Here is a 24,229-nt window from a genome sequence, read left to right as displayed (position 1 = left end):
GCACATGAACAGGACACTTTGCCTGCTTGGCGCCATCCTGCTTCTGGCCGCTTGCAGCAAGATCACGGCGGACAATTACGCCAAGCTGCATGCCGGCATGAGCCTCGCCGAGATCAGCACCATCCTCGGCCAGCCCGGCCAGTGCAGCGAAGTCCTGCTGCTGAAGCAGTGCCGCTGGGGCGACGACAAGCACTTCATCGCGGTGAGCTTTGCCGCCGACGCGGCCGTCAGCCTATCCGGCCAGGGGCTGTAGCCAGCGCCTCGGCTCAGGCCACCTTGCCAAGTGGGCGCACTGCGCTGCGCGCATTCAGGGTGTAGTTGCGCGTCCATTCGACCGCGGCCTCCGGCAGCATCGGCGGCGCATGGCAGGCGCCCTGAATGAAATCCACCTCCATGCCCAACAGCATGTCCCGCTGCAACTCGGTTTCCACCCCCTCAGCGACCACGCCATAACCAAAACCACGCGCCATACCGAGAATGGCGCGCAGCATCTGGTCGCCGGTGTGTTCGGAATCGCGCACGAAGCTGCGGTCGATCTTGATCGCATCGATCGGCAAGCGGTAGAGGTAGGACAGCGAGGAGTAGCCCGTACCGAAATCATCGATGGCGATACGGATGCCCATTTCGCGCAAGGCGCCAAGGACACGCGAGATAGCCCCGAAATCGTGTGCAAAAACGCTTTCGGTCAGCTCCAGCTCCAACCGGTGCGGCGGCAGGCCCGTCTCGCGCAAGGCATCGGCCACGTCACCAAGCAATTCGCCGGACATTACCTGCAGCGCCGACACATTCACTGCAATCACCGTATCACCACTCCAGGCCAGCGCTTCGTGGCAGGCGCGGAACAACACCCAGCGCCCGAGCGGGCCGATCAGGCCACCATCCTCGGCCACCGGAATGAATTCGGCCGGTGAAATCACGCCGCGCACCGGATGCTCCCAGCGCAGCAAGGCCTCCATCTTCAGCACATGGCCCGCCACTTCCGGCACCACCGGCTGAAACACCAGACTCAGCGCATCATGCGCCATCGCCTCGCGCAGAGCCTGGCCAAGTTCATGCTGGCGGCGGATGCTGTCGCCCATCGCCGGATCGTAGAGCTGCACGCCGGAGCGTCCCTTGAGCTTGACTTGGTACATCGCCACATCAGCCTGGCGTACCAGCACATCCACATCAGTCCCCTGCTCGGGGAACAGCGAGATGCCGATGCTGGCATCCAGCCGCACTTCGTGATCGCGCACCCGCACCGGCTCCATAATTGCCGCCCGGATGCCGCCAGCATGATTCAGCCCGGCCGGCGCTGGCACCACCACCACGAATTCATCCCCACCCCAGCGTGCCACCACAGCAGCTTCCGGCAGGGTACGGCGCAATCGCTGGGCCAGCTCGATCAGCACCTGATCGCCCACAAAATGGCCCTGCACGTCATTCACGTCCTTGAAGCGGTCCAGGTCGATGAACAGCACCTGCACGCCCATGCCGATACCAGCCGCCCTTGCCAGCACCTCATCCATCCGGCCCGCCAGCGCACGCCGGTTGAGCAGCCCGGTGAGCGGGTCATGCAAGGCCAGCTCCTTGAGCTGATCGGCATAGCTTTCACGTGCATCCATCTCGACTTCGAGCTGAATGGTGCGCTCATGCACCCTATCCTCAAGGGTGCTGTTCAACTGCTCCAGCTCCAGTTGGCGCAACACCGATTCTTCCGCCAGTCGCTTGTTCTCACGGCTCAGCAGCAACGCCGAGAGCGTGGTCTGGCGTGCCGCCATGGCCGAGGCGGCCAGCATTACTAGCAGGCCCATGCTGAGTACCGCCACAGTCACCTCAAGGCGGCTGCCTTCGGCCGCGAACAGCAGCACTTGGGGCAGGAGCATCAGGGACAGATAGAGCAGCGAGATCCGCCGCAAAGGCGCCAGTACCGCCGCACCCGCACCAGCCATGGCGGCAAACACAAAAGCCATGGCGATCCGTTGCAGGGCGCTCGCCTCGGCAAAGAACAGCACCGGGAAACAGCCCCACACCAGTGCCATGGCCAAGGCCCCGGCACTGAAATGGCGAATCGCGGTCGGGCCGTCGAAATCCGTGTCGCGCACCGCGTGCCAGCGCAGGTAAGCCGTGGTGCGCGCCGTCAGAACGCCGAGCGATACGGCCCACCAGCAATACAGCATGATGCGTTCAGGATGGCCCAGGAAGACCGTCACCAGCGCCGCCGAAGTCACCAGCGAGGCCGGCACCACGCTGCCGGTGTAGCCATACAGCACCGCAGCGATTTCGCGCGACAGCAACACATCGTGACCGGCCGGCACCAGTACCGCCACCGGCGGCGCCAGCAACATCCACAGCCCGAGCCCAAGACAGAGACTGGCAATGCTGTAGGCAAGCAACTTGAAGCCGCCGAGGCTAAGGCTCTTGGCCACCGCCTTCTGCTGCGCCTGAACCTCACGCCGGATCTCGTCGATATAGGCCTGCAACTGGCGTTCGGCCGGAATCAAGCTGCTATACACAAGGGCATTGGCAGCATCGCGCTGGCCAGTCATGGCCACCATGGCCGTCCTGCCGGCGGCTTGCTGATAGGCCTCGGTGACTTCATCAAGTGCCGGGCTGCTCATGCCCAAACCACGCAGGGCCGCCAGCCCGCCTTGCAGGTGCAGCAGATCGCGCTCATAGCGCTCCCGGAAGGCTTCACGCTCTCCCGCGTCAGGCTCCTGCGCCATCCCCTGCAGCACGGCGCGCAATTCACGGTAGTCGGTGCTGATGTCAGTCACCGCGATCAGCGCCGGCACCGCGCGCTGATTCATGCCGTCCACATCAGTGCGTACGCCGGACCAGGCCACCCAGCCCCCCAGGCTGAGCAGCAGGAAGCCGGCGATAGCGAGAATCAGGAGGGCACTGCGATTGAGTTTTCCGGGCATGGGAAGAGCGGCTCAATTTGGAGTCAGGGCGAACAATAACCGATCCCGTCGGGCGCCCCCTGCGCAGCGCAACAATGCGGTCAGGCCGCCACACAGGCCGTGGGGTTCAGGCAACACCGCCCCCCTTCAAGGCGGGGCTCAGCACCATGTCGAGAAATTTCAGAAAGGCCCGCACCGGCGCCGAGTTCTGATGCCCCCCCGGATACAGGGCCAGCACCGCAGGACCGGGGCGGCGCCAGTCCGGCAACACACGCACCAACTTTCCCTCCTGCAGGTGCGGGCGCAGCAGGAAATCGAAGTCCTCATAGATGCCCAGCCCAGCCAGGGCGCAAGTCAGGCCAGCACGTGCGTTATCCACCGCCAGGTCACCATCGGCCGTCACACTGATTTCCTCACGCCCCTTCACCAGCACGTAATCGATGGCTCGCCCGGCATCGGCATCGAAGAAATCGATAGTCTGGTGACGCAACAAGTCGTTCGGATGGCGCGGCACACCAAAGCGCGCCAGATAGGCCGGACTCGCCGCCATCACGAAACTCACCTGGCCGAAACGCTTGTAACGATAGGCCGAGTCCTTGTTATCCGAGAGGCGCAGGGCCACGTCAATGCCTTCAGCCGCCAGATCCGGCGCGCGTTCGGAGAGTGAGATGCGCAGCGCGAGATCCGGATAGGCACGCAGGAACTCCGCCATCCGCGGCAGCACCAAGGTATTGGCAATCGACTCGGTCATCTGCACATGCAGGCGCCCGGCGACCCTCCCTGCCCGCTGCGAGAACTCCGCAGTCAATTCCTCCAGCCCGCTCACCAGCACCCCGGCACGTGCCGCGTAACGCTCACCATCGGCCGTCAGCGAAACATGCCGTGTGGTGCGGTGAAACAGCGCCAGCCCCAGGGCCCGCTCCAGCGCCTGCACCTGGGTACTGACGGTCGAACGGGCTAGTCCGAGTCGCTTGGCCGCCGCCGAAAAGGACCCCAGCTCAGCTACCGCCAGAAAGGTCTGCAATTCAGAAAAATGCTTGAGAGCCTGCATTATTCAATATTTCCGAACAATGAATTAAGCCCATTCGACCAGATCAGCACCTATAGTTCAAGCACTTGAACGAGGTGACCCCATGTCAAACCGCATTTCCAGCGGGACAAACGCAAGGCGCCCGGCTGCTTTCCGCTGTCTCCTTGCGAGCCCTCCCCGCAGCTCAGGCCGTCGCGCCCGAGCCATGTGCCCCGAGCCGTCGCGCTGACGCGCGACTCGCCCGTACGGCCCATTCATGCGCCATCTTGCCCCTGCAGGCAAGCCCGCGCACGCCCGAATTCAAGGAGATCACCATGAAACTCGCCCATCCTGTCCACATCCCGCATGGACTGCACTTCACCCTTTCGGACCGCAGCCGCAAGATCCTTGTGGCCATCCTGAGCACGCTGGCACCGTATGCGCTGGCCGCTCTGGGCGTGTTCGTCTACCACGAACAATATGGCCTTTAGGCGGCATGCTCGATACTGTGGCCCCAAGCGTCGACCGCCCCTCCGGGCGGGATTTTTTATGTGTTTTTTGACATACCCGGTATAGAACCAAGGTATTAGTTTCACGCATGGACAGCGTTCTGCGTTTTCCATACCATTGCGTACACCCTTGGTTCGTCTTTTCAACTATTCCGGAGTAAGAAAAGCTCATGCGCGCGATCCACACCTTCGCCTTGGCCCTCGGCCTCGTCTGTGCCGCCACCGGCGTGCAAGCCCGCGACTGGGCAGCCGTCAAACAATCCGGCACGCTGATCGCCGCCAGTGAAGGCGCTTACCCTCCGTTCAATTATTTCCAGGGCTCGCGTCTCACCGGTTATGAAATCGATGTGATGGAAGCCGTCGCCAAGAAGCTGGGCCTCAAGCTTGAATGGCGCGCTCTGGCTTTCGACGCCCTGATCGCCAGCATTCGCCAGGATCGCTTCGATGTCGCCATCGCCAGCCACGGCTACACCGAAGAGCGCGCCAAGTCGGTCGACTTCACCACACCGCACTACTGCTCCGGTGGCCAGATCGTGGCCAAGGCCGGCGGCCCGTTGAAGGCCACTGAACTCACTGGCAAGACCCTTGGCGTGCAACTCGCTACGACCTACGCTGAAGCCGCCAAGAAGGTTTCCGGCGCCAAGGAGGTCAAGACCTATCCGAAGGACACCGACGCACTTCAAGCCCTGCTGGGTGGTCGCGTGGATGCCTGGATCACCGATCGCTTCGTTGCCAAGAACGCACTCGCCAAGAATGCTGCTGAAGGCATCAAGGGCGGCGACATGGTCTTCGTCGAACGCGTCTCGATGATTCACCGCAAGGGCAATAACGAACTGCACGAGCAACTCAACAAGGGTCTGGCTGCGATCAAGGCTGACGGCACGCTGAAAGCGATCTCGGAAAAGTACTTCCAAGAAGACATCAGCTGCACGAACTAAACTTCGCGCACTTTCGCTGACACCGCGGGCATCCTTGCGATGCCCGCCGACTTGTTGAGAACATGATCCATAAACTCAAAGATCGCGACTCGCTGATCCTTGCCGGCTCCGTTATCGGTCTCGGCCTCATCCTGTGGCTGATGGCCCTGCCACTGGCCGCCTTGCCGGACCCCATCGGCCCGGCCGCGACCCAGTTCGCTGAAGGCGCCCTGACCACCATCCAGCTCACCCTGTGGGCCTGCTTCTTCGGCATTGTGCTGGGCGTACTCACGGCACTTGGCAAACGCTCGCACCTTCCCCCACTGCGCTGGATTGCCGACCTTTATGTCTGGATCATCCGCGGCACACCCTTGCTGCTGCAGATCCTGTTCTTCTTCCTCGCCCTACCCGCAATTGCGCCGCAGCTCCAGCTGTCGGAATTCTGGACGGCCGTCATTGCGCTTTCGTTAAACGTCGGCGCCTACAACGCCGAGGTTATTCGCGCCGGGATCAATGCCGTTCCGAATGGTCAGGTAGAAGCCGCCCGTTCCCTGGGTCTGAGTGCGCTGTACACCTTCTGGGACATCGTGCTGCCACAGGCCGTGCGCATCTCACTGCCCCCCTTGGCCAACAACATGGTGGCCCTGCTCAAGGATTCCTCGCTGGCTTATGCCATCGGCGTGGTGGAACTCTCGATGGTCAGCTCGCGCGTCCAGGCCGAGAGCTTTCAGCCCGTCCCTGTATTCATCACCGTGGCAGCCATCTACCTGTTACTCACCACCACCTTCACCCAGTTCGCCGCGGCGCTCGAGCGCAAGCTGGCTGTCGGAAAACGCTAAGCACCATGCGCAACGGCAAACCGATCATCGAAGTCGAAAACGTCCGCAAGAGCTGGGGCAGCTTCACAGCCCTCAATGACGTCTCGGTCACCTTCCGCGAAGGTGAAGTGGTCTGCATCATCGGCCCCTCAGGCTCCGGCAAATCCACCCTGCTCCGCAGCATCAATCATCTGGAGAAGCACGATGCCGGCCGCATCACGGTCGACGGCATCCTGCTTGACGACGACCTCAAGCACATCGACGCCGTGCGTACGGAAGTCGGCATGGTTTTCCAGAGCTTCAACCTGTTCAGCCACATGACCGTACTGGACAACATCACCCTGGCGCCACGCCGGGTGCGCAAATGGAGTCGCGCCAAAGCCGAGCAAGTGGCACTGGAATTGCTTGAGCGGGTAGGCCTCTCAGCGCATGCTCATAAATATCCGAGCCAGCTTTCGGGCGGTCAGCAGCAGCGTGTCGCAATTGCCCGCGCACTCGCCATGCAACCCAAGGTGATGCTCTTCGACGAACCTACTTCGGCGCTGGACCCGGAAATGGTTAACGAAGTGCTGCTGGTCATGCGGGATCTCGCGAAAAGTGGCATGACCATGCTGATCGTGACCCACGAAATGGGCTTTGCCCGAGAAGTAGCTGACCGTGTGATTTTTTTCGATCACGGCCAGATCGTAGAAGAAAGTACAGACCCGCAACAGTTCTTTTCTGCCCCGAATCACCCGCGTGCCCAGGCTTTCCTGAAGCAGATCAAGCACGCAGCATGAGCTTTGCCCGTCCTTTCAACCATCAAGTGAGTGTGAATCCATGAAAAAACGCATCCTTGTCGGCGCCGTCGCCGCAGCACTGAGCCTTCCTTCCTTCGCCGCCGATACCAAGCTTGATCTGCTCGAAAAGCAGATCGCTGAACTGCAGAAGCAGATCGCTGATCTCAAGACCAGCCAGGCTGCCGAAGCCAAGCAGCGCCAGGATCTGGCCAATCAGGTCGAAGCTCAGAGCAAGGAAGTGGTCATGAAGGGCGACATCCCCGGCTCGACGCGTCGTGCCGGCGAAGAGACTTCGGTGCGCCTGTACGGCTTTGCCCGCCTCGATGCGGTGCATAACTTCGGTGGCCGTAACAACCGCAGCAACGGCGGCGACTACGCAGCCTATCAGCCCAACATCGCCCTGAACGGCACGGCGGACGCTGCCCGCAAGAACGAAACCTATATGTTCGCCAACGTTTCGCGCCTGGGCTTCGAAGCCTTCACGCCGACCGCGCTGGGCTCGCTCACAACCAAGGTTGAAGGCGACTTCTACACCGACTCCAACACCATGCGCCTGCGTCACGCCTACGGCCAAGTGGGTGGCTGGCTGCTCGGCCAGACCTGGTCCACCTTCATGGACCTGGATTCCAGCCCGGATGTGGTGGACTTCAACGGCCCGACCGGCAACACCTCGCTGCGTCAGCCGCAAATCCGCTACACCTACGCCACCGCTGGCGCTGGCAACTTCATCGCCGCACTCGAAACCAAGGGTACAGGCAAGGACAGCGGCGACAACATCTCGCGCACGCCGGATCTGGTCCTGCGCTGGGATCGTGCCTTCGACTGGGGCCACATCGCCGTGCGCGGCCTGACCACTGACAACGCCATCAAGAGCGATGTCACCAGCGCCGCCAAGCGCGGCTACGGCCTCGGTCTCGGCAACTCGTTCAAGATCACCGACAGCACCGCCTTCCTGACCAGCTTCAGCTACGGCGAAGGCATGGGCCGCTTCTTCAACGAATCCGTTGGTGCTATCGCCGACTCGGCCACCAGCAAGGTTTACCTGCCGCGCGAACTGGGCATGGTCTTTTCGCTGCAACACAAATTCAGCGATACCCTGCGCTCGACGCTCGCTTACGGTCAGCAACGTACCTACAACGGTAACTATGTTGAGTACGCCAACCAAAACGGCAAGGGCACCCTTAACCGCTCAATCCGCAGCGGCAGCATCGGCCTGCTGTGGAACCCGGTGGCCAACATCGAGCTGGGCAGTGAGTTCATGCTCTCCCACCGCGATACGCTGGACGGCCAGAGCGGTACCGAACCGCGCCTGAACCTCGCTGCGACCTACAGCTTCGGCAACTAATCCTGGCGGGGCCACTCACCGGCCCACAGCAAGGGAAAAGCCCCCGGATTCCGGGGGCTTTTCTTTTTCAGGGCCAGCGCGATGCCAAGAACGGTAACCACAAACCCTAAATCCTGCATAGAACAGACGGTTCAGATCATGCCGCCCTTGAGCAACAGCTTCATGCCTTCTTCCTCGGCGCGCCCATGCTCGCCCACAATCAGGTCTTCCAGAATCCTTCCACGATCGAAGTCCGGCGCGAGCTCAGCCTCCAAACCATCGTGTTCGCGATCATTGTCACTATGAAAAGTCTCGTGTTTCAGCACCGGCAGCGGAGCGCTTGCAATGGCAGCCATGATGAACCTCCTGTAGTTGAAGCGGAAAACCGGCCTTGCTTCATCCTATGCAGGAGATGAGGAAAAATTTATCAGGGTTTGCGAATAGGGGTTTCTGCAGGTCTCGGCATAACACTTCCTGGCACGCCGCAAGATGCACATAAAAAAACGGGAAGTCACGCCGTGACTTCCCGTCCCAAATTGAGGAAATCCGAATCGCGGATTTCCCTCCCCCTTCTTGTGACCCCCCTCGGTCACCTGCCCCAAGCTCAGCTGAGCTAAGGGCCAAATTCGTCTGACCGGGCAAACCGGGCCCCCCGGGGCCCGGCTGCTCGCTGCTACCAGGAGCAGCTGCCCGTGGCGCGCTCCATATAAGGCATTCTCTGACGGAACGCCCTGTCTCCTCACTCTCCCCGGTGTGCCCTGGCGCCTTGCGGTCGCGGAGCTGACTCCGTGGTGAGAGGAATTCTTACACATCATTGCGACTTATGGGTGTATCAAAATACTTTTTTAGCTTAAAACTTTTTTATCGTCGCGCCGTAACAACACCAATAGAATCAAATAGATAAGGGAAAACCCTTACACCCAAGGGTGTAAGCCCCTGTTCCCGTTTAAAACACTCTGCACACCCTTTGCTAGGCACTTGGCCCAAGGGGCTTTCCATCATCAAACGGACTCGTGCTCAGGCGTCCCGCGTCAGTGCCGCCAGAATGAATTGCCACTCCTCAGGGGCAACTGGCGTGATCGACAAACGACTGGCGGGTTGAAGCAGACGCATTTTTTCCAGCTCCGGATGACGGCGCAACTCAACCAGCGGAATCAGTTCAAGCTTGCGCTCAAAACGCATATCAACATTGAGCCAGCGCGGCCGCTCGGGCACAGACTTCGGATCAAAGAAACGACTGGCCGGATCAAACTGGCTGGCATCCGGATAGGCCAGACTCGCCACCTGCGCAATGCCAGCGATCCCGGGCCGGGGGCAGGATGAATGGTAGAAGAAGGCCAGATCACCAGGGCGCATGGTGTCGCGCATGAAGTTGCGCGCCTGATAGTTGCGTACGCCGTGCCACGCCACCGTCTGTTGCGGCATGGCGGCCAGATCGTCGATGCTGCAATCGTCCGGCTCGCTCTTCATCAACCAGTAGCGCATGCTTCCCTCGGCAAGAAACCTGATTCACGCATTGTGCCGCCAGCCGGTCCAGAGAGGCCAGTCACCCGGCGGCGGCCCGGAAAAATGAAAAGGCGCGAAGCCGGAAGCTTCGCGCCTTTGTTGGGTCCCCCGCATGTGCCGTCGAGCCGTATTCCTGAACCTGGGTTCAGGGGGTCATCTACCCGGCCGCTTCAGGTGCGCCCGGCATAAGGGGCGCTCACAACAGCGGCTTGGTGGGCCGACAACCATGTCGCGTAGACATTGGTTCAAGGAGCTTAAGGCTCAAACGAACACCGCAGGGGAAAACTTGCCGGACCGCCTTTGTTTCGGCCGTCCTTGAATTCTTTATCGGCCAGGATCAGTCACTGCGCTGTGAGGACATATCCTGACTACACAAACCGCTCAGAAAAGCTTCTCCTGTTTCATTGAAGCCTGATCGATCTGGCGGATCATGGCCTCGATTCTACGCTGATAGGAAGGCATGTCCAAGCCTGCCGTGCGCTGAGCCACCACGGCCTCATGCGCAATCATCAGGGCACACATCACGGCAGTGGATTCGCTGCCCGATGAGTTCTTGCCGAGCAGTTGCTGAAGCTTCGCGTTGACCATTTCCACCGCCGCCTGCAGCGTTTCACGCTCATCTGGCTTGACCGATACCTGGTACTCACGGCCCATAATCTGGATCTTCACGGCTTCGCTCATTTTTCATCCTCGACCGGCAGACGTTTGAGCAGCGCTTCAACGCGTTCCGTTGCCACCGCCACCTTCTCGCCGAGGCGTTTGTTTTCGGCTTGCAGAGTGGCCACGCGAGTAGTCAGTTCGCGGTTTTCGAGGTGCAGGCCTTTGTACTCGGCGAGCAGCGTGGCGAGACGGGTTTCGAGACTGGTGAGTTCGGCATCCATCTGCTGATGGTAGTGCTGCGCAGCAAAACCGGTCAACGCAAAGCACCTGCCGTTCGGCTAAAATGCGCGCTGCTTCAGGTGTCCGCCCCATGCCCTTGGTGCGGATTAAACGGGAAGCCGGTGCGCCGTATCCACAGGATATTGCCATTCCGGCACTGCCCCCGCAACGGTAAGCGAGTCAAGACGCAGCAGGCAGCCACTGTGCTTTTGCACGGGAAGGCGTTGTGTCGGAAGAGTTTTCTTCACTCGCGAGTCCGGAGACCGGCCCGAAGCGTATTCGAGGCGCATCGCGGAGGGCGGTGACCGGAACCGCTCCCTCACGTTCCGCGTTTTCTCCTTCCCGACGCCCCGCCCCTGTCTATGATCCGTGCGGGCGGCACGGAAGGAGTCTGTCTTGAATTTCACTCACAAAACCCTGCCGGCGGCCTTGCTGCTGGCCCTCTCCCATCCTGTGCTGGCTCAGGAAACCGAACTCGCGCCAGTGGTGATCACCGCCAACCGCGTGGCGCGCAGCGCCGAGGAAACCCTCACTTCGGTCAGCGTCATCACCCGCAAGGAGATCGAGCAGCAACAGGCCCGCTCGGTGCCGGATCTGCTGCGCGGTCTGCCCGGCGTGCAGTTCGCCAATAACGGCGGCCCCGGCAAGACGACCTCCTTGTTCCTCCGCGGCACCAACTCGGATCACACCCTGGTGTTGATCGATGGCGTGAAAGTCGGCTCGGCCACCAGTGGCGGCACCGCACTGCAAGATCTGCCGATCGAACAAATCGAGCGCATCGAACTCGTACGCGGCCCGCGCGCCAGCCTGTATGGCTCGGAAGCCATCGGCGGCGTGATCCAGATCTTCACCAAAAAGGGCGTGCAACCCACCAGCCTGAGCCTCACTGGCGGTTCGCGCCACAGTTTCGAGGGCTCGGCTGCCGGCGGCTTCGGCTCGCCGGACGCCTGGCTTAACCTCGGCGCATCAGGCCTTACCACGCGCGGCATCAACGTCAAGGATGGCGGCAGCGCACCCGAATCGGATCGTGACGGCTACACACGCAGCACAGTGAATGTGCGCGGCGGCGGCCGCATCGGTGAAAACCTGAGTTACGACGCCCAGGCCCTGCACACCGAGGGTCGCAATGAATATGACGGCAATCCGAACGTTACCGATCTGCAACAGGATCTCTACGCTGGCAATCTGCGCTGGGCGGCCAGTGAGCGCTACACCACGTCCTTCAAGCTGGCTCAGACCCTGGATGCCTCCAAGAATTTCAAGGATGACAAGTTCTCCTCGCGCTTCGACACACGCCGCAGCCAAGCCAGCTGGCAGAACGATTTCACCCTGGCCGAAGGCCACCAGCTGGTCGGCGGCTACGACTACCTGTATGACGAAGCGCTGAGCAGTACCAGCTACGCGCTGGATAGCCGCGTCAATCAGGCCGTGTTCGGGCAGTATCTGGCCGACATCGGCCGTTTCGATCTGCAAGTTGCCGGGCGTCACGACAAGAACGAACAGTATGGCCATCACAATACCGGCAGCCTCGCGCTGGGTTACACCTTCACCCCCGCCCTGCGACTGCGTGCCAGTTATGGCACGGCCTTCAAGGCACCGAGCTTCAATGACCTGTACTACCCGGGTGCCGGCAATCCGGATCTGCAACCCGAGAAATCACGCAGCAGCGAACTTGGTGCTTCCGGCAAGACCGGCGGCTTCAGCTGGGAAGCCAGCCTGTTCCGCACGGAGGTCAGCAACCTGATTGCCTGGGCACCGATCAGCACCGGCTCGGCTATCTGGATCCCGAGCAATGTCTCCAAGGCCCGCATCACCGGGTTGGAGCTGGGCGCCAAGCAGCACTTCGGCAACACCACGCTGGCCGCCAGTGCCACCTTGCAGAATCCGCAGGATCAATCCGGCAGCAGTACCGATGGCAATCTGCTGGTGCGCCGAGCCCGCCAGTTCGGCCGTCTTGACGCAGACCACCAGCTCGGCGCCTGGAGCATCGGCGCCAGCCTGAACGGTGTCGGCTCGCGTTATGACGATGCTGCCAACAAGGTCAAGCTGGGTGGCTATGCCACCACCGATCTGCGTGCCGAATACGCACTCAACAAGGACTGGCGCGCCCAGACCCGCCTCGAGAACGTGTTCGACAAGAACTACCAGACGGCGTATGGCTATAACCAGGCGGGTACCAGTGCCTGGCTGACCCTGCGCTATCAACCCAAGTAAAGTGCTTACCCGCAGCCGGCACCCGCCGGCTGCGCCCGAGGAGAGAACATGAGCGAAGCCGCCCACAACGAACGCGAAGCCCGCCACCTGGCGCGCATGGCCCGCAAGAAAGCCATCATCGACGCGAATATCGCAGCTGCCGATGAAGAGCGCGGCCTGCTGCTGGTCAATACCGGCAACGGCAAGGGCAAGAGCAGTGCAGCCTTCGGCGTACTCGCCCGTGCGCTCGGACACGGCATGAACTGTGCCGTCGTGCAGTTCATCAAGAGCCGCTCGGATACCGGCGAGGAAGCCTTCTTCCGCGAGCATCCGAGCGTCAAATGGCATGTAATGGGCGATGGCTTCACCTGGGACACCCAGAACGATGCGCAGGACAAAGCCACCGCCCGCGCAGCCTGGCAACAGGTCGTGACTTATCTGCGCGACCCGGCAATCGATCTCTTGATCCTCGACGAATTCACCTACACCCTCAAATACGGCTGGCTGCCGCTGGACGAAATCAGCCGCGAACTCATGAGCCGGCCGGACATGCAGCATGTGATCATCACCGGTCGGGCTGCGCCGGAGGGCCTGATCGAGATAGCCGACACCGTCACCACCATGGACCTCACCAAACACGCCTATCACGCCGGCGTGAAGGCCATGCCGGGGGTGGAATGGTGATGAATCCTTACTCGACGGAACACGCTAGATGACTTGCCGCGCCTTCCTGATTGCTGCGCCGGCTTCCGGCCAGGGCAAGACCACCGTTACCGCTGCCCTGGCTCGTCAGGCGCGTAGCCGGGGCGAGCGCGTACGGGTGTTCAAGACCGGGCCGGACTTTCTCGACCCGATGATTCACCAGGTCGCCAGCGGCGCGCCCTGTTACCAGCTGGATCTCTTCATGGGTGGCCTTGAGCATTGCCGCGCCCAGCTCGCGCAGGCTGCACAGGAAGCTGACCTGATCCTGGTTGAAGGCGTGATGGGCCTCTTCGATGGCAAGCCCTCCAGCGCCGATCTGGCACGCGCGTTCAATCTGCCGATTGTGGCCGTGATTGACGGCAGCGCCATGGCCCAGACCTTCGGCGCACTGGCCCATGGCCTCGCCAGCTTCCAGCCGGATCTGGAATTTGCCGGCGTGATTGCCAACCGTGTCGGCAGCGAACGCCATGCCGGCATGCTCTTCGAATCACTACCGCCGCACATTCCTGGGCTGGGCTGGCTGCCGCGCGAAGCCTCGATCACCCTGCCGGAACGCCATCTGGGCCTACTGCCCGCTGCCGAGCTGGCTGATCTGGATGCCAAGCTGGACCACGCCGCCGCTGCGCTGCGTTTCGATCCCTCGCTACTGCTGGAATGGGATGCGGCGGAAGCGTCCGCAGGTGCGACTTCAATCGCACTTGGCGGACTGAAGCCCGCCCTACAGAACAAGCGCATCGCCATCGCCCGCGACGAAGCCTTCTGCTTCACCTACCCCGCCAACCTCGACACCTTGCGTGCGCTCGGCGCGGAGCTCAGCTTCTTCTCGCCGCTGCATGATGAAGCGCTACCGGACTGCGATGCCGTGTGGCTGCCCGGCGGCTACCCGGAGCTGCACGCGGCGAAAATCGCTGCCAACACCACCATGCAGCTTGCATTACTCGCTCACAGCACGGCCGGCAAACCTCTGCTCGCCGAATGCGGCGGCATGATGAGCCTATTCGAGACTCTGGTGACCAGCGATGGCGCCATGTACGCCGGCTTCGGCCTGCTCGAAGGCGCCGCGCTGATGCAGAAAAAACTCGCCGCATTGGGCCTGCAGGGCGTGGAGCTGCCCGAAGGCAGCCTGCGCGGCCACAGCTTCCACTACTCCCGCAGCGAAACACCACTGACGCCGATTGCCACCGGCACGAATCCAAATGGCGGGCCGACAACGGAGGCCGTCTATCGCGTCGGCCGTACCACCGCCAGCTACATCCACTTCTACTTCCCCTCCAATCCGGAGGCGGTCGCAGCGCTGTTTTCGGCATGAGCGGCGCGCAACGCATCGTTTGTCTGACGGAAGAAACCACCGAGACGCTCTATCTACTTGGCGAGGAGGCCCGTATCGTCGGCATCTCCGGCTACACCGTGCGGCCCGAGCGGGCTCGCAAGGAGAAGCCCAAAGTCTCGGCCTTTACCAGCGCGAAGATCGACAAGATTCTCGCCCTGGAGCCAGATCTGGTCATCGGCTTCTCCGACCTGCAAGCTGACATTGCTTCGCAGCTGATCCGCAGCGGCGTGAACGTGCTGATCACCAATCAGCGCAGCATCGAGGAAATTCTCGCCACGATCTACACCGTGGGCGCGCTGGCTGGCGTGCCGGACAAAGCCGCGGCGCTGGTAGCCGAGTTACGTGCGGGGCTGGATAGGATCGCACAGGAAACCGCCCGCCTGCCGCGCCAGCCGCGCGTGTATTTCGAGGAATGGAACGAGCCACTGATCTCCGGCATCCGCTGGGTCGCCGAGCTGATCGTACTGGCCGGTGGCGAAGAATGCTTCCCGGAGCTCAAGCAGCACAAGTCAGCGAAGCAGCGCATCATTGCCGACCCACTCGAAGTGGTCCGCCGTGCGCCGGATATTCTGATCGCCTCCTGGTGTGGCAAGAAATTCCAGCCCGAGCAGGTGCTGGGGCGCCCCGGCTGGAACGCCGTGCCCGCTGTACGCAACGGCCAGCTGCACGAGATCAGATCCTGCGACATCCTGCAGCCCGGCCCGGCTGCGCTCACCGATGGTCTGCACCAGCTCGCCACCATCATCCGGCGCTGGGCGGAGCGCCACGCATGAGCATCAGCCTGTCCATCTTGCTCGGCGTGCTGCTCGACCGCCTCTTCGGCGAAGTGCCGCGCTGGCATCCGCTGGTGGGCTTCGGCAACGCGGCAGCCTGGCTCGAAAAGCGCCTCAACAGTGGCCGCGCGCGCATCCTGCGCGGTGCGCTGGGCTGGGCACTGCTCGTCGCACCCCTCACGCTGGTAGCCGCGTGGCTGAACAAAACCCCGTATGGCTGGATCATGGACGGCATCGCACTCTACTTCGCGCTGGGCGCCCGCGCCCTCACCGAGCATGGCAGCGATGTAGCACAGGCGCTGCAGCACGGCGACCTGGAAGAAGCACGCCGCCGCACCGGCTATCTGGTGAGCCGCGAAACCGCGCAGATGAACGAAGAGCAGATCGCCCGTGCCACCACCGAATCCCTGCTCGAAAATGGCAACGACGCCATCTTCGGCGCGATCTTCTGGTGCGCCATCGCCGGCGCGCCCGGCGTGATCCTGTTCCGCCTTGCCAATACGCTGGACGCCATGTGGGGCTATCGCAATGCGCGCTTCGAACGCTTCGGCAAAGTGGCCGCGCGTATCGATGATGGGCTCAACCTGATTCCCGCACGCCTCACCGCATTGACTTACTCCCTGCTCGGCCAGACTCGCCGCGCGCTTGCCAGCTGGCGCGCCCAGGCCGGCTCATGGAGCAGCCCTAACGCCGGCCCGGTGATGGCCGCCGGCGCAGGCAGCCTGGGCCTGCAGCTGGGTGGCAGCGCCATCTACGAGGGCATCATCGAAGAGCGCCCAGCACTCGGCGTGGGCCGGCCTGCCGAGGGGCGCGACATCCCGCGCGCACTGGACCTGATTGCACGCAGCCTATGGCTCTGGATGCTGGTGATAGGCTTGGGGGATGCTCTTGCTCACTTCCTCTAAGCTTACGCATGGCGGCCGCCTGCGCACCGCCGCGCATGACTTCCGCATTCCGCTGCAACACTGGCTGGATCTCTCCACTGGCATCAACCCGGTTGGCTGGCCAGTACCGCCCCTGCCTGCCGAAGTATGGCGCCGCCTTCCAGAGGAGGATGACGGCCTCGCCATGGCCAGCCTCGCCTATTTCGGCGGTCAGCGCGTGCTGCCACTGGCCGGTTCGCAAGCTGCGATCCAGACTCTGCCGCAGCTGTTCACGCCGCGTCGCGTCGGCATCCTTTCGCCCTGCTACGCCGAGCACTTCAAGGCCTGGCATGGCGCCGGGCATCAGGTCGAACTCATCGACTATGCCGATGCCGCGCAGGCCATCGAACGACTCGACGTGCTGCTGCTCACCAACCCGAACAATCCCACCGGCCGCATCGTGCCACCCACCACGCTGCGCGAATGGCATTCACGCCTCGCCGCTCGCGGTGGCCTGCTGGTGGTGGATGAAGCCTTCATCGATGCCACGCCCGAAATCAGCGTGCTGAGCGACACACGTCAGCCAGGGCTGATCGTGTTGCGCTCACTGGGCAAATTCTGGGGCCTCGCCGGCATCCGCTGCGGCTTCATCGCCGCCGAAGATCGCTTGCTGGATGAGCTGGCCGAACGCCTCGGCCCGTGGACCGTCAGCGGCCCGGCGCGCTGGGTAGCCCAACGCGCGCTGGCCGACCGCGCCTGGCATGCCGAGCAATCAGCACAGCTCGCTGCCGCCAGCGCACGCCTCGCCGCCCTGCTGAGTGCGCACGGCCTGCACAGCCCCTCAGGGTGCGCGCTGTTCCGCTGGGTACCCACGCCGCTGGCCGGCGAACTCTTCACTGCCTTCGCCCAAGGCGCCGTACTGGTTCGCGCCTTCGATGGTGGTCTGCGTTTCGGCCTGCCAGGGGATGAAACGCAGTGGCAGAAGCTTGAAACCGTACTCAATGAGGTCATGCCATGAGCGTGTCCAGCCGCGGAGCCGTATTCTTCGATCTGGACGAAACGCTCGTCGATCGTCAGGCCGGCTTGCGTCAATTTGCAGCGCAGCTCTGGCAAGAGGGCCTGGTGCGAAAACTCGGCATGACTGAGTTCATCGAACACTTCATCCTGATCGATGACAATGGCCGCGCCCCTGGCCCGGAGCGCTTCACATCCCTCTGCGCCGAACATCTCCCGGGCATCAGCCCGCAAGACCTGATCACCCGCATCCGCAGTGAAGCCTGGCGTGCACCCCAGCTCTTCCCGGACGCCGTCCAGACACTCGATACGCTGGCCGCACGCGGCTTCCGCGTCGGCATCGTCAGCAACGGATCCTCGATCAGCCAGCGCGCCAAGCTTCACAACACTGCGCTACGCCCGTGGAACGATGTCGCGGTGATTTCCGGCGAACTCGGCTGCAAGAAACCCGACGCGCAGATCTACCAGCATGCCATGGCAATGCTGGGCGTCAGCGCCACTGAAAGCTGGTTCATCGGCGACAGCCCGGTCAACGATGTGCTCGGCCCGGCAGCGCTCGGCATGAAGCCGATCTGGATCGAACGGCATGTCAGTTGGCCGCCGCAGCACGCCCCGGCCTACGTCGCACGCGTCACCCGACTCACCGAGGTGCTCGATGTCATCCAGTAAGCCCACAGCCCACAGCCTGATGGTGCAAGGCTGCACCTCGGACGCCGGCAAGAGCACCGTGGTCGCCGCGATCTGCCGCTGGCTCGTACGCAAAGGCGTACGCGTCGCACCCTTCAAGCCGCAGAACATGGCGCTCAATTCTGCCGTCACGGCGGATGGCGGCGAGATCGGCCGCGCCCAGGCCGCCCAAGCCATGGCCTGCCGCATTGCGCCGACCACCGACATGAACCCGGTGTTGCTCAAGCCGAATACCGATGTCGGCGCGCAGGTGATCATTCAGGGCCATGCCATTGGCAACATGGATGCACTGGATTACCACGCCTACAAAGCCACCGCGCAAGCTGCCGTACTCGACTCCTTTGCCCGCCTGTGCAGCCAGTACGAGGCGGTGATCGTAGAAGGCGCCGGCTCGCCCGCCGAGATCAATCTGCGCGCGAATGACATCGCCAACATGGGCTTCGCCGAGGCGGTGGATTGCCCGGTGATTATCGTGGCGGATATCGACCGTGGCGGCGTGTTCGCGCATCTGGTCGGCACCCTCGATCTGCTCTCCACAACCGAGCAAGCTCGCGTGAAGGGCTTCGTGATCAACCGCTTCCGGGGCGACATCGCCCTGCTGCAGAGTGGTCTGGACTGGCTGGAAGAGCGCACCGGCAAGCCCGTGCTCGGCGTGCTGCCCTATCTGCACGGCCTGCAGCTGGAAGCCGAAGACGCGATTGCGCGCGATGTCGTCGCTCCGACTGGCGCAGGTCAGCGCCTGCGCGTGATTGTGCCGGTTACGCCGCGTATCTCGAACCACACCGATTTCGACGCGCTACGCCTGCACCCGCAAATCGACTTCCGCTTCATTGGCCCGGATGAAACCATCCCGTCCGCCGATCTGATTGTCCTGCCCGGCTCCAAGGCCGTACGTGCGGACCTCGAATTCCTGCGCGCACAAGGTTGGGACACGGCGATTGCCAAACACCTGCGCTACGGCGGCAAAGTGATCGGCATCTGTGGCGGCTTTCAGATGCTTGGCACCGAGATCACCGATCCGGAAGGTCTGGAAGGCTTGCCGGGCGTAGCTTCCGGACTGGGCTATCTGGAAATGCGCACCACGCTTGCACCGCAGAAGCAGCTACGCAATGTGCAAGGCTCGCTGAGCCTTGGCAATGAGCCGGTGCGCGGCTACGAAATCCACGCCGGTGTCACGACCGGTCCGGCACTTGAACGCCCAGCCTGCCGTGTAGCCCGGATGGAGGCCGAAGGCCGGAATCCGGGATCGGACGCAGGAGAAACCCCTGATTCCGCTGCGCGGCATCCAGGCTACATGCCGGACGGCGCCATCTCGGATGACAATCAGATTCTCGGCACTTACCTGCACGGCCTCTTCGATTCGCCATCCGCCTGCGATGCACTCCTCGCCTGGGCGGGCCTGAGTGAAGCGAAGTCGCCGGACATTGCGGCACTGCGTGATGCAAGCATCGAACGGCTAGCAGACACGATTGAGGAATTCATGGACACAGACAAGCTGATGGCGCTTCTGGAGCGCCGCGCATGACCCTCAAGCCGCCACCGCTGACCCTCGCCCTGCTGCTCGCCACCGTAGGCGTGCCGGCCGCGCTGCTGCTGGGCTTGCTCTCGGGCTCCTCCGGCTGGGGCTGGCCAAGCGAGGAGATCTTGTGGCTGATCCGCGTGCCGCGCGTACTGGCCGCTTTCGGCACCGGCGCGGCCCTGGCGCTGGCGGGCGCGCTGATCCAGCTGGTGACGCGCAATCCGCTCGGCGACCCGCATGTGCTGGGCGTGACCAGCGGTGCTTCGGTCGGCGCGCTGCTGATGCTGCTGCTCGCCCCGGCCGGCATGCTGCTGGCGCCGGAAATCGGCGCGGTGCTCGGCGCGCTCGGCGCCATGACACTGGTCTTCGCGCTGGCCTGGCGCAGCATGGGTCGCGGCCTCGCCCCCAGCGCCCAGCCCGGCACGGTGATCGTACTGCTGGTGGGCGTGATGATCGGCGCGGCCTGCGGCGCAATGGTGTCTTTCATGCTCTCGATGGCGAATGACATCCAACTGCGCAACATCGTGTTCTGGCTGCTCGGCGATCTGAATGGCGCCGCGCTGTGGTGGCCAGTGTGGGCCGCTATAGGCATCGCCCTGCTGCTGGCCTGGCCACGGGCGCAGGAGCTGGACTGGATCGCACGCGGCGATGCCTGGGCGTGGACGCTGGGCGTGCCGGTCGCCAAGCGCCGCCGCACCGCCATCTTCGCGGCTTGCCTCGCCACCGGCGCGGCGGTCGCCACGGCGGGCAGCATTGGCTTCGTCGGGCTGGTTGCGCCGCACATCGTGCGCCTCACCGGCCTGCGCCATGCCAAGGTCCTGCTGCCTTTCTCAGCCTTGTTCGGCGGCGTGTTTCTGGTGCTCGCCGACACCATGGCACGCACCGTGATCGCCCCAGCCCAGCTGCCGGTGGGCGTAATCTCGGCCAGCGTGGGCGTGCCGCTGTTCCTGATGCTGCTCTTGCGGAGGCGTGCATGAGTCTGCATTTGGAAAAACTACGCCTGAATGCCGGCGGCAAGCCGGATGGCCGCGTGCTGATCGGCGACCTTTCCCTGTCGATGAACCCGGGTGAGCGCTGGGTACTGCTGGGGCCGAACGGTGCAGGCAAGTCCACCCTGCTCGTCGCGCTGGCCGGGCTGCTGCCACCCAATGCTGGCAGCATCCTCTTGCAGGGCAAGCCGCTGGCCGACTGGCCGGGTGAGGCGCTGGCGAAACAACGCGCCTGGTGCCCGCAGTTCTGGCTCGATCCCTTCCCGGTGAGTGCCTGGGAAACCGTGGCCTGTGCGCTCTTCGCGCTGCAACCCGAGCAATCCGCCAGTGCGGTGGAAAGCAGGGCACGCCACTGGCTCACCGAGTTCGACGTCAGCCATCTGGCCGATACCGATGTGCGCATGCTCTCCGGCGGAGAGCGTCAGCGTGTGGCGCTGGCTACCGCCTGCGCGCAGGGCGCGCCGCTGCTGCTGCTGGATGAGCCCAGCTCGCATCTGGACTGGTCGCACCAAGCCCTGCTGCAGGCGCGCCTCAAGACCTGGGCCGCAGAGGGCGGCATGGTGCTAGCCGCTGTGCATGATCTGAATCTGGCCTGGACACTCGCCACCCACGCCCTGCTGCTCGATGGTAAGGGCGGTGCGGTGCATGGGCGGCGCGAGGACGTGCTGACTACCGAACAATTGAGCGCCGCCTACGGTGTGCCGGTGAGTCTGCGCGAAGAAAATGATGCGCGCTGGTTCCGCGTCGACCTGGAAAATTCCGTATGAATATTTTGAAGCGCGTGCTGGTTCTCTTAGGGTGGGTTAGCGGCTTTTTGCGTAACCCACCGCTTGTAAGTATGCGGCCGCAAGGCGAACGGAAAATAATGGATCGGCGGGTTACGGCCTGCGGCCTAATCCGCCCTACGATCACTCTTCTGTGCCTTTTCGCTGGCCTCGCCCACGCCGCCCCGATCACAGTGAAGGACGATGCGGGCAAGGCGCTCACCCTGCAGGCGCCCGCCCAGCGGGTAATCTCGCTGGCGCCCAGCCTCACCGAAATGCTTTACGAGGCGGGTGGTGGCGACAAGCTGGTCGGCGCGGTGGAGTACAGCGATTTCCCGCCGCAGGCCTTGAAGGTGCCGCGCATCGGCAGCAACCAGAAGCTCGATCTGGAACGCATCGCCACGCTGAAGCCTGATCTGGTGCTGGTCTGGTTTCACGGCAATGCGCAGCGCGAAGTCGAGCGTCTCACCGCCCTGAACATCCCGATGGCCTACTTCGAGCCGCACGGCATCGCCGACATTCCTGGCGTGCTGGAACGCATCGGCCAGCTGATGGGGAGCGAGCGCGTGGCCAGCGCGGCGGCGACGAAATTCCGCGCCCGCCATGCCACGCTGCAGAAGGAAAACGCCGGACGCACACCTGTCCGCGTGTTCTACCAGATCGCGCAGAAGCCCCTGCTGACGATCAACGATCAGCAGATCATCTCCGATGTGATCCGCCTGTGTGGCGGCGTTAACGTGTTCGGCAAGGAGCCGATGCTGGTGCCGCATCTGTCTACCGAGAGTGTGGTTGCCACCAACCCGGACGTCATTCTCACCGCGCGTATGGGCGGCCATGGCGATGGCCCTCAGCGCGCCATGGACGAAGCCTCACTCGCCGGCTGGCTGAAGTTCGGCTCGCTGACTGCAGTGAAGAACAGACAACTGTGGCTGATCCCGGGAGACACCATCAGCCGCCACGGACCGCGCATCCTCGATGGCGCGCAATCTGTTTGTGCGGCGCTGGACGACACAAGGAAGACGAAATGAGTCGTCACCTCGTCATCGGCGGCGCCCGCTCCGGCAAAAGCAGCTTTGCCCAAGCCATGGCTGAAGCGCACACGGGCGACGTGCAGCTGATCGTTACCGCCGAAATTCTCGACGAGGAAATGCGCGAACGCGTCGCCAAGCATCGCGCCGAGCGGCCAATCCATTGGCATGTCACCGAAGCGCCCGTCGACTTGCCCGAAGCCATCGAACGCTTGAACTTAGGGTGCGCATTGCGCACCGATCTGGCCGATGCACAAGGGCACCCGGTGCGCAATGCGCACCCTACGTTCGTGCTCGTAGATTGCCTCACCTTGTGGCTCTCCAACATCCTGTGCACTCAGCCTGAGACCTTAAGCGAACGTATCGATGCTCTATGTTCGGCGATCAAGTCAGCTCAGGGCCAACTGGTGCTGGTCTCCAACGAGGTGGGCTGGAGCATCGTTCCCGAGAACAAACTCGCACGCCTGTTCCGCGACGAGCAGGGCAGGCTGAATCAGCGCGTGGCGGCACTGTGTGATGAGGTCACGCTGGTGGCGGCGGGACTGCCGCTGAAGCTAAAGGAAATTCAGTGAGCGGCATGCTACAAACTCCGCACCTGCTCCTGCAGCCGCTGACACCGGATGACGCGGCACAAGTGCTGGCTTACGAGACGCGGAACCACCCACTGCACGCACCGCACGGTCCCGTTCGCACGGCTATTCATTTCACGCTGAAGGCTTGTGCTCAAAGAGTCGCCGTACAGCTTGAAGAGGTCGCACGAGGTCAGGCCTGTCGCTGGACGCTGCGCTTGCACACCCAACCCGAATCCATCATCGGCCACATTGCCGTCACCTCGATACAGAAAGGCGTACGCCATGCCGGCATACTGGGCTATGGTTTGGATCACGAACATGCGAGTCAGGGCCTCATGACTGAGGCGATCGCAACCGCCATCCAGTACGCTTTTAGCGCACTGAACCTGCACCGGATCGAGGCCAACCATCGCCCCGACAATCTCGCCAGTGCCCGCGTGCTCGCCAAGCTCGGTTTCGAACGTGAAGGCCTCGCTCGTCAGTACATCCGCCTGAACGGCGAATGGACGGATGTGGTGTTGAACGGCCTGCGCAACCCCGCCTGGCGAGAGCCGCTGACGCTGCAAGTGATGGACGCCCCCGAAGCCTACCTCGCGCCCTGCGCGATCATCGACTTCGAGCACCCCGCCATTGCCGCCAAAGCCGCTGAGTTGCGCGCCACCCATACCGACACGCTGAGTCTGGCGCGCGCCAGTTTCGAATTCGTACGCGATGAAATCGCCCACAGTTGGGATGCGCGTCAGGGGCCGGTCACGCTCAAGGCATCCGAGGTGCTGCTGACAGGCTTCGGCTACTGCTACGCCAAGAGCCATCTGCTCGCTGCACTCCTGCGCGCCAATGGCATTGCCGCCGGGCTGTGCTATCAGCGCCTGTCAGTCGGCGACAGCGGTGTGCCGTATTGCCTGCACGGGCTCAACGCCGTGCTGTTGCCTGAGCATGGCTGGTATCGCTGCGACCCGCGCGGCAACAAGCCGGGCGTGAATGCCGTGTTCAAACCGCCTCTCGAACAGCTGGCCTTCCCGATCAAGGAGGCCTCTGAACACGATTTCGCGCAGATCTTCGGCTCGCCCCTGCCTGAGGTAATCAGCGCACTGCAAGCCGCGCCGGACATCTTCTGGCTACACGCGCACCTGCCCGATGTTTCCCCGAATTCTTCTCTCGCCTGATCCCGC

The 24,229-nt window shown here is 63.0% G+C and carries 25 protein-coding genes, 1 other RNA gene and 1 riboswitch; of the genes, 19 read left to right on the top strand and 7 right to left on the bottom strand.

All coding sequences use genetic code 11. The features are described 5' to 3' along the window. Nucleotides 1-4: 4 nt before the first annotated feature. A complete protein-coding gene (locus tag C0V76_RS03320) occupies nt 5-253 on the top strand; it encodes a lipoprotein (protein WP_101940910.1) in 249 nt (82 codons plus the stop codon). Nucleotides 254-266: 13 nt separating this feature from the next. Here the strand turns inward: C0V76_RS03320 and C0V76_RS03315 are convergent, their stop codons facing one another. Together C0V76_RS03315 and C0V76_RS03310 are read right to left on the bottom strand one after the other, a co-directional pair. Further along, a complete protein-coding gene (locus C0V76_RS03315; RefSeq protein ID WP_101940909.1) occupies nt 267-2,903 on the bottom strand; it encodes an EAL domain-containing protein in 2,637 nt (878 codons plus the stop codon). A 106-nt stretch (nt 2,904-3,009) separates the two neighbouring features. Then, nucleotides 3,010-3,933, bottom strand: coding sequence for a LysR family transcriptional regulator (locus C0V76_RS03310; protein ID WP_101940908.1), 924 nt, complete (start codon nt 3,931-3,933; stop codon nt 3,010-3,012). A gap of 293 nt (nt 3,934-4,226) precedes the next feature. Between C0V76_RS03310 and C0V76_RS19845 the strand changes: the two genes are divergently transcribed. The 5 genes from C0V76_RS19845 to C0V76_RS03290 all read left to right on the top strand — a co-directional run bounded on the left by C0V76_RS19845 (nt 4,227) and on the right by C0V76_RS03290 (nt 8,259). Next, the gene (locus tag C0V76_RS19845; RefSeq protein ID WP_158239129.1) at nt 4,227-4,382 is read left to right on the top strand and encodes a hypothetical protein; all 156 of its coding nucleotides are present in this window, start codon (nt 4,227-4,229) and stop codon (nt 4,380-4,382) included. A gap of 188 nt (nt 4,383-4,570) precedes the next feature. After that, nucleotides 4,571-5,338 (top strand): ABC transporter substrate-binding protein, encoded by a 768-nt coding sequence (locus tag C0V76_RS03305; RefSeq protein ID WP_101940907.1) that lies wholly within the window; start codon nt 4,571-4,573, stop codon nt 5,336-5,338. 62 nt (nt 5,339-5,400) lie between these two features. Then, a complete protein-coding gene (locus tag C0V76_RS03300; protein WP_101940906.1) occupies nt 5,401-6,156 on the top strand; it encodes an amino acid ABC transporter permease in 756 nt (251 codons plus the stop codon). 5 nt (nt 6,157-6,161) lie between these two features. Next, nucleotides 6,162-6,914, top strand: a complete 753-nt coding sequence (locus C0V76_RS03295) for an amino acid ABC transporter ATP-binding protein (protein ID WP_101940905.1) — start codon at nt 6,162-6,164, stop codon at nt 6,912-6,914. 40 nt (nt 6,915-6,954) lie between these two features. After that, nucleotides 6,955-8,259 (top strand): DcaP family trimeric outer membrane transporter, encoded by a 1,305-nt coding sequence (locus C0V76_RS03290; RefSeq protein ID WP_101940904.1) that lies wholly within the window; start codon nt 6,955-6,957, stop codon nt 8,257-8,259. 131 nt (nt 8,260-8,390) lie between these two features. Here C0V76_RS03290 and C0V76_RS03285 read toward each other — a convergent pair whose 3' ends face one another. The 5 genes from C0V76_RS03285 to C0V76_RS03265 all read right to left on the bottom strand — a co-directional run bounded on the left by C0V76_RS03285 (nt 8,391) and on the right by C0V76_RS03265 (nt 10,661). Then, the gene (locus tag C0V76_RS03285; RefSeq protein WP_101940903.1) at nt 8,391-8,594 is read right to left on the bottom strand and encodes a hypothetical protein; all 204 of its coding nucleotides are present in this window, start codon (nt 8,592-8,594) and stop codon (nt 8,391-8,393) included. 661 nt (nt 8,595-9,255) lie between these two features. Next, a complete protein-coding gene (locus C0V76_RS03280; RefSeq protein ID WP_101940902.1) occupies nt 9,256-9,723 on the bottom strand; it encodes an EVE domain-containing protein in 468 nt (155 codons plus the stop codon). Nucleotides 9,724-9,845: 122 nt separating this feature from the next. Further along, a non-coding RNA gene (ssrS, locus tag C0V76_RS03275) (6S RNA) lies at nt 9,846-10,028 on the bottom strand. Nucleotides 10,029-10,125: 97 nt separating this feature from the next. Beyond that, complete coding sequence (locus C0V76_RS03270) at nt 10,126-10,413, bottom strand: cell division protein ZapA (protein WP_158239128.1); 288 nt, start codon at nt 10,411-10,413, stop codon at nt 10,126-10,128. A gap of 8 nt (nt 10,414-10,421) precedes the next feature. Further along, nucleotides 10,422-10,661, bottom strand: coding sequence for a hypothetical protein (locus tag C0V76_RS03265; protein ID WP_216821635.1), 240 nt, complete (start codon nt 10,659-10,661; stop codon nt 10,422-10,424). Between the two features lie 23 nt (nt 10,662-10,684). After that, a riboswitch (cobalamin riboswitch) is annotated at nt 10,685-10,910 on the top strand. Between the two features lie 109 nt (nt 10,911-11,019). Between C0V76_RS03265 and btuB the strand changes: the two genes are divergently transcribed. The 13 genes from btuB to C0V76_RS03200 all read left to right on the top strand — a co-directional run bounded on the left by btuB (nt 11,020) and on the right by C0V76_RS03200 (nt 24,223). Next, entirely contained in the window at nt 11,020-12,837 is a 1,818-nt protein-coding gene (gene btuB / locus C0V76_RS03260) for a TonB-dependent vitamin B12 receptor (RefSeq protein ID WP_101940900.1), read from the top strand. 48 nt (nt 12,838-12,885) lie between these two features. Then, nucleotides 12,886-13,500 carry a cob(I)yrinic acid a,c-diamide adenosyltransferase gene (cobO, locus tag C0V76_RS03255; protein ID WP_101940899.1) on the top strand — a complete coding sequence of 205 codons (615 nt, stop codon included), beginning with the start codon at nt 12,886-12,888 and terminating at the stop codon, nt 13,498-13,500. A 28-nt stretch (nt 13,501-13,528) separates the two neighbouring features. After that, nucleotides 13,529-14,827, top strand: coding sequence for a cobyrinate a,c-diamide synthase (locus tag C0V76_RS03250; RefSeq protein WP_101940898.1), 1,299 nt, complete (start codon nt 13,529-13,531; stop codon nt 14,825-14,827). Beyond that, the gene (locus C0V76_RS03245) at nt 14,824-15,621 is read left to right on the top strand and encodes a cobalamin-binding protein (RefSeq protein ID WP_101940897.1); all 798 of its coding nucleotides are present in this window, start codon (nt 14,824-14,826) and stop codon (nt 15,619-15,621) included. The genes C0V76_RS03250 and C0V76_RS03245 overlap by 4 nt, the downstream gene beginning before the upstream one ends. After that, nucleotides 15,618-16,526 (top strand): adenosylcobinamide-phosphate synthase CbiB, encoded by a 909-nt coding sequence (gene cbiB / locus C0V76_RS03240; RefSeq protein ID WP_101940896.1) that lies wholly within the window; start codon nt 15,618-15,620, stop codon nt 16,524-16,526. Before C0V76_RS03245 ends, cbiB begins: the two co-directional genes overlap by 4 nt. Next, nucleotides 16,510-17,502, top strand: coding sequence for a threonine-phosphate decarboxylase CobD (cobD, locus tag C0V76_RS03235; protein WP_254048179.1), 993 nt, complete (start codon nt 16,510-16,512; stop codon nt 17,500-17,502). The genes cbiB and cobD overlap by 17 nt, the downstream gene beginning before the upstream one ends. Then, nucleotides 17,499-18,167 (top strand): HAD family hydrolase, encoded by a 669-nt coding sequence (locus C0V76_RS03230; protein WP_101940894.1) that lies wholly within the window; start codon nt 17,499-17,501, stop codon nt 18,165-18,167. The genes cobD and C0V76_RS03230 overlap by 4 nt, the downstream gene beginning before the upstream one ends. Continuing rightward, complete coding sequence (locus C0V76_RS03225; protein ID WP_101940893.1) at nt 18,154-19,710, top strand: cobyric acid synthase; 1,557 nt, start codon at nt 18,154-18,156, stop codon at nt 19,708-19,710. Before C0V76_RS03230 ends, C0V76_RS03225 begins: the two co-directional genes overlap by 14 nt. Continuing rightward, nucleotides 19,707-20,681, top strand: coding sequence for an iron ABC transporter permease (locus C0V76_RS03220; RefSeq protein WP_101940892.1), 975 nt, complete (start codon nt 19,707-19,709; stop codon nt 20,679-20,681). The genes C0V76_RS03225 and C0V76_RS03220 overlap by 4 nt, the downstream gene beginning before the upstream one ends. Next, nucleotides 20,678-21,460 (top strand): ABC transporter ATP-binding protein, encoded by a 783-nt coding sequence (locus C0V76_RS03215; RefSeq protein ID WP_101940891.1) that lies wholly within the window; start codon nt 20,678-20,680, stop codon nt 21,458-21,460. The genes C0V76_RS03220 and C0V76_RS03215 overlap by 4 nt, the downstream gene beginning before the upstream one ends. A 98-nt stretch (nt 21,461-21,558) precedes the next feature. Further along, nucleotides 21,559-22,485, top strand: a complete 927-nt coding sequence (locus C0V76_RS03210) for a cobalamin-binding protein (RefSeq protein ID WP_101940890.1) — start codon at nt 21,559-21,561, stop codon at nt 22,483-22,485. Then, complete coding sequence (cobU, locus tag C0V76_RS03205; RefSeq protein WP_101940889.1) at nt 22,482-23,057, top strand: bifunctional adenosylcobinamide kinase/adenosylcobinamide-phosphate guanylyltransferase; 576 nt, start codon at nt 22,482-22,484, stop codon at nt 23,055-23,057. The genes C0V76_RS03210 and cobU overlap by 4 nt, the downstream gene beginning before the upstream one ends. Nucleotides 23,058-23,062: 5 nt before the next feature. Beyond that, on the top strand, nt 23,063-24,223 hold the full coding sequence (locus C0V76_RS03200) for a GNAT family N-acetyltransferase (RefSeq protein ID WP_143707334.1): 1,161 nt from the start codon (nt 23,063-23,065) through the stop codon (nt 24,221-24,223). Nucleotides 24,224-24,229 lie beyond the last annotated feature (6 nt).

It is taken from the genome of Uliginosibacterium sp. TH139, assembly GCF_002855595.1.
Classification (GTDB): Bacteria; Pseudomonadota; Gammaproteobacteria; order Burkholderiales; family Rhodocyclaceae; genus Uliginosibacterium; species Uliginosibacterium aquaticum.
This window is presented reverse-complemented; position numbering and strand designations above follow the sequence as displayed.

Bases quoted from the DNA above. Each gene is read 5' to 3' on its own strand.
- C0V76_RS03320 (WP_101940910.1), top strand. From the start codon at position 5: ATGAACAGGACACTTTGCCTGCTTGGCGCCATCCTGCTTCTGGCCGCT.
- C0V76_RS03315 (WP_101940909.1), bottom strand. From the start codon at position 2,903: ATGCCCGGAAAACTCAATCGCAGTGCCCTCCTGATTCTCGCTATCGCC.
- C0V76_RS03310 (WP_101940908.1), bottom strand. From the start codon at position 3,933: ATGCAGGCTCTCAAGCATTTTTCTGAATTGCAGACCTTTCTGGCGGTA.
- C0V76_RS19845 (WP_158239129.1), top strand. From the start codon at position 4,227: ATGAAACTCGCCCATCCTGTCCACATCCCGCATGGACTGCACTTCACC.
- C0V76_RS03305 (WP_101940907.1), top strand. From the start codon at position 4,571: ATGCGCGCGATCCACACCTTCGCCTTGGCCCTCGGCCTCGTCTGTGCC.
- C0V76_RS03300 (WP_101940906.1), top strand. From the start codon at position 5,401: ATGATCCATAAACTCAAAGATCGCGACTCGCTGATCCTTGCCGGCTCC.
- C0V76_RS03295 (WP_101940905.1), top strand. From the start codon at position 6,162: ATGCGCAACGGCAAACCGATCATCGAAGTCGAAAACGTCCGCAAGAGC.
- C0V76_RS03290 (WP_101940904.1), top strand. From the start codon at position 6,955: ATGAAAAAACGCATCCTTGTCGGCGCCGTCGCCGCAGCACTGAGCCTT.
- C0V76_RS03285 (WP_101940903.1), bottom strand. From the start codon at position 8,594: ATGGCTGCCATTGCAAGCGCTCCGCTGCCGGTGCTGAAACACGAGACT.
- C0V76_RS03280 (WP_101940902.1), bottom strand. From the start codon at position 9,723: ATGCGCTACTGGTTGATGAAGAGCGAGCCGGACGATTGCAGCATCGAC.
- cobO (WP_101940899.1), top strand. From the start codon at position 12,886: ATGAGCGAAGCCGCCCACAACGAACGCGAAGCCCGCCACCTGGCGCGC.
- C0V76_RS03250 (WP_101940898.1), top strand. From the start codon at position 13,529: ATGACTTGCCGCGCCTTCCTGATTGCTGCGCCGGCTTCCGGCCAGGGC.
- C0V76_RS03245 (WP_101940897.1), top strand. From the start codon at position 14,824: ATGAGCGGCGCGCAACGCATCGTTTGTCTGACGGAAGAAACCACCGAG.
- cbiB (WP_101940896.1), top strand. From the start codon at position 15,618: ATGAGCATCAGCCTGTCCATCTTGCTCGGCGTGCTGCTCGACCGCCTC.
- C0V76_RS03230 (WP_101940894.1), top strand. From the start codon at position 17,499: ATGAGCGTGTCCAGCCGCGGAGCCGTATTCTTCGATCTGGACGAAACG.
- C0V76_RS03225 (WP_101940893.1), top strand. From the start codon at position 18,154: ATGTCATCCAGTAAGCCCACAGCCCACAGCCTGATGGTGCAAGGCTGC.
- C0V76_RS03220 (WP_101940892.1), top strand. From the start codon at position 19,707: ATGACCCTCAAGCCGCCACCGCTGACCCTCGCCCTGCTGCTCGCCACC.
- C0V76_RS03215 (WP_101940891.1), top strand. From the start codon at position 20,678: ATGAGTCTGCATTTGGAAAAACTACGCCTGAATGCCGGCGGCAAGCCG.
- C0V76_RS03210 (WP_101940890.1), top strand. From the start codon at position 21,559: ATGGATCGGCGGGTTACGGCCTGCGGCCTAATCCGCCCTACGATCACT.
- cobU (WP_101940889.1), top strand. From the start codon at position 22,482: ATGAGTCGTCACCTCGTCATCGGCGGCGCCCGCTCCGGCAAAAGCAGC.
- C0V76_RS03200 (WP_143707334.1), top strand. From the start codon at position 23,063: ATGCTACAAACTCCGCACCTGCTCCTGCAGCCGCTGACACCGGATGAC.